3 protein-coding genes and 1 pseudogene are annotated in these 3,795 nt (G+C 66.7%); 2 read left to right on the top strand and 2 right to left on the bottom strand.

The genetic code is table 11. The features are described 5' to 3' along the window. Nucleotides 1-152: 152 nt before the first annotated feature. Nucleotides 153-1,487 (bottom strand): annotated as a pseudogene (locus tag KV557_RS41570) (reverse transcriptase/maturase family protein); the annotation flags it as partial. 459 nt (nucleotides 1,488-1,946) lie between these two features. Then, on the bottom strand, nucleotides 1,947-2,702 hold the full coding sequence (locus KV557_RS41565) for an IS5/IS1182 family transposase (RefSeq protein WP_374106735.1): 756 nt from the start codon (nucleotides 2,700-2,702) through the stop codon (nucleotides 1,947-1,949). Between the two features lie 119 nt (nucleotides 2,703-2,821). Here KV557_RS41565 and KV557_RS41560 point away from each other — a divergent pair, with 119 nt between their 5' ends. Both KV557_RS41560 and KV557_RS41555 read left to right on the top strand, forming a co-directional pair. Next, on the top strand, nucleotides 2,822-3,049 hold the full coding sequence (locus KV557_RS41560) for a hypothetical protein (RefSeq protein WP_256178742.1): 228 nt from the start codon (nucleotides 2,822-2,824) through the stop codon (nucleotides 3,047-3,049). Nucleotides 3,050-3,111: 62 nt separating this feature from the next. Further along, entirely contained in the window at nucleotides 3,112-3,540 is a 429-nt protein-coding gene (locus KV557_RS41555) for a DoxX family protein (RefSeq protein ID WP_218207314.1), read from the top strand. The last annotated feature ends 255 nt before the right edge of the window (nucleotides 3,541-3,795 follow it).

Here is a 3,795-nt window from a genome sequence, read left to right as displayed (position 1 = left end):
ACGCCCACTGCTCATCCGATAAGTCGCTCGGATACGCCCGTCTTTCCATGCGCCGCAGAACATCACCCGAACCCCGACTGGCACGCCAGTACGGCTGGCGTTCACACGAACGAGCGATCACGAACCGAGAGAAAAGGGACTTAACGTCCACTGAGCATGGAGGTCTCCATGACCCATCGCAGCTTGTGCAGCCGGAAGACGTCTCCGGCGAGCAGGTAGTACTGGACGATGCCCCGGTAGACGGCCCCGAACGTGGCGACGATCGCGTGATCGCTGCCGTTCGTCAGGGCCGTTCGCTTCGCGGGCTTGCCGCGGGCGAGGTAGGGCTCGCACTTGGCCTTGATGACGTCCCTGGGGACACGAAGGGCGATCTGGCCGTTGACCCTGCGGTAGCGGCCGGTCTTCTTCGTGTCGTTGTGCTGGGTCGTGATCTCGTAGCCGAGGAACCGTGCCGCCCGGGTGCGGGCGTGGGTGATCAGCGTCTTCTCCCGGGAGAGTTCCAGCTTGAGTTCGTCACGCAGGAAATCTCCCAGGCGCCGTTTGATCTGTTCGGCCTCGGCTTTCGGTCCGGTGAAGCCAAGGAGGTGGTCATCCGCGTAGCGGGCATAGCGCAACCTGCGATATGACGGATCGTCGGGATCCGAGCTCGGTAGGCTGACCATCCGCTGCCGCAGTACCCGGGCCTGGGCCCGGTCGCCGCGCCGGCGGGCTTTCGCCAGCAGATTCTGCAACTCCAGGTATGCCGGGTTTCTGACCCGGCGCTCTCCACGGGTGTACTCCGGGATCAGAACTGTCTCGACGAATTCGTCCAACCTGTGCAGGTAGATGTTGGACAGGATCGGGGAAGCCACTCCGCCTTGCGGCGCTCCGGAGAGCGTGGCGCCCCATTTCCAGTCCTCCAGGTATCCGGCGTTGAGCATGTTGCGCACCAGCCGCAGGAACCGCTGGTCATGGATCTTCTCGCCGAGGATCGACAGCAGGACCTGGTGGTCCAGGCTGCCGAAGCAGTCGGCGATGTCCCCTTCGATGAACCAGGAAGTCCCGGTCCAGGTGTGGGCCACCTCCCGCAACGCGGTGTGGCAGCCCCGGCGGGGACGGAACCCATGCGATCGGTCGGAGAACGTCGGTTCGTAGTACGCCTCCAAGAGCAGGCGGACCACCTCGCCGACGAGCTTGTCCGACCAGGTCGGCAGTCCCAGCGGGCGTGTCGTCCCGTTCTTGTTCGGGATGTGCACGCGCCTGACCGGCCGGAAGCGGTGGCGCTCGTGGCGCATCGCCTCGATGATCCGGTCGATCTTCCGCTGGGACATGCCGTCCACGGTTTCCGGCGTGACCCCGGGCGTCATCGCGCCGTGGTTGGCGTAGATGCGTCCGTAGGCCAGCAGATACAACTGCGGGTTGAACAGTTGTCGATACAGTTCGTCGCACGGCAGGCCGCGCCTGCCGCGTTCACGCAGGACACCCAGCACCGTTGCGGCGCTCTGCATTTCGCATACCTCCCCATATCCGGGCGTCCGAATCACCTGGCCCCCTTCGCCCAATGTGGACGGCTTTCCCGTCCTCCCTGGCCGGGCGTGACTCCGGCGACTACTACGGGGCCTCCGTCGCCATAGGACTCGCGTCCCGTAGGCGATCCCACGTTCGTCCCTGTCTGTACGTTCTAGCGCGACACAGGCGTCCCACTCATCTCCTTGAATGTCCTCGCTGGACATCGCTCCGTCCCCCGGAAGTTGCACCGGGCCAACGATCGAAGCCGGTGCAGGGCGGCGTCGGTTTCAGCAGTCTTTCCGACGGATGGGAACTTGCATCTTCTGGAGATTGGGCTTCAAACAATCCAGTCTTCGCCATATCGCGCGGGCCGCCCAGCACACCGTCCCTGACAACTGGGCCCGGTCACTGGTTTCCTGACATGCTCTTGTCCCCTTCACCTTTCGGATCCAGGTAAGTCATTCGGCCCAGGAACCTCCTTCCGAGTTCCTCCCGGTTGAGCCGGGGATACAAACAGAGCGCCTCGTGGCGCACTTCGTGCGCTCGACCACCCAGCGCCCGCCGGCCTGGATCGGGGTCTTCGCGCCGCGCTCGGCGATCTTGCCGATGATCCGCCGGGTGTCGAGATCCTGGCGGACCATGCTGTAGTCGTAGCCGGCGTCCAGGGCCAGGCGGGGGTGCTCGGGCAGCGGCCCCAGAGTCGCTTCCAGGGCGGCGAAACGGTCGAGGGTGGCGGGCAGCAGGGTGTGGTCTCGGGTGTTGGCCGGTGCCGGGTCGGTGACCAGCGGTATGCCGTAGCCGTCCGTCAACTGCGAGCGTTTCATGCCGAGTTTGGCCCGGTCGACGGGGCTCTTGCCGGCGCATTCTCCGCCGGACGGTGCCTTGGCGATGCAGCCGTCCGCGGACAGCTGGTCGAGTTCGAGGCCGATCATCCGGTCGTAGTGGGCGAGTACGAGCAGACGCAGGCTCTCCATCACGCCGGTGGCGATCCACTCGTCGCGGCGGCGGCGCATGGTGGTGGCGGAGCACAGGTGGTCGGCCACCCGCTCGTATCCGCATCCGAAGACCAGGACCTGCACGAGGCGGTCGAAGACCACCGCGTCGCTGATGCGCGGGTTGTGGCAGCCCAACGGATGACGAACCTCACGAACGGGCAGCAGCACGAGGAACTGGTCGCGGATCGGGTCGAGAATGCATGATGGGACGGCAGGCACGGATCCCCCGGTGATCATGAAGCGTAGAGAACTCCATGATCGGGCGAACCGTGCCTGCCCTGCTACTGCCGATCAGCTCGGCACCTGCTAACGAACGGCCTTGGCTGTAGGGCGGCGACGTGGAGCCGGTCGCGTTGCCGCGCGAGGAGATCGGGGACCTGGCGGTCTTCCACGACACCGGCGCATGTGGGGCGAGCATGTCGTCGAACTACAACTCCAGACCGCTGATCCCGGAGGTCACGGTCGAGGGCGATCGGGCCGGGCTGATCCGTGGGCGGCAGACCGTCGGCGAGCTGCTGGCGCTGGAGGTGGGGCTGCCGGAAAACGTCTTCTCCCGGGACCGATGAGTTCAGGCGGTGGCGGCGGTCAAACCTGAGAAAGCAACGACAGCCGACCAGGGAGACCTGAAATGTCCAGCACCGCCACCGCCGCCACCACGACCACCGCCACCGCCGCGAAGTCCAGCAAGGCCGTGGTCCGGGTGGTCTGGACGCTGCGGATCCTGCTCGCGCTCTTCTTCGCCCTGGCCAGCGCGCTGCCCAAGCTGCTCGCGCTCCCCGCCGCCACGACCGTCTTCGACGCCATCGGTGTGGGCCACTGGTTCATGTACCTGACCGGGCTGGTGGAGGTGGCCGGAGCGGTCGGCCTGCTGGTCCGCCGGCTGGCCGGGCCGGCCGCGACGGCGCTGATCGTCTTCCTGGCGTTCGCGTTCGTTACCCAGCTCACCGCGATGCACGGCGAGAACGCCGGGACCCCGTTCATCTTCATGGTGCCGCTGGCCGTCATCGCCTGGAACCGTCGCGCCGAGACGGCCGAGCTGCTCGGCCGCTCGCGCTGACCTGGTGCTTGGAGGGATCCGTCACCAGAGGGCCGGCGTCGCCCTGGCTCTCGCCCCCAGCCTTCGGCCGGGGAGACCCCCATCGCGGCGGGCGCTCCTTCACCCGCCCCCTACTGGCGGACGCCCTAAGCTTGATCTTTAAGGCTGCTGCTCTGTCCCACCCCTCCTGATCGTGTCCTTTTTGCCGCGTTTCGTGCCGACCGGGTGGCGGGGTGCGGGGGTGGAGGTGCGGCCTTTGGGGCGGCCGGGGCCGGG

The organism is Kitasatospora aureofaciens, assembly GCF_019192735.1.
GTDB classification, from domain to species: domain Bacteria; phylum Actinomycetota; class Actinomycetes; order Streptomycetales; family Streptomycetaceae; genus Kitasatospora; species Kitasatospora aureofaciens_A.
This window is presented reverse-complemented; position numbering and strand designations above follow the sequence as displayed.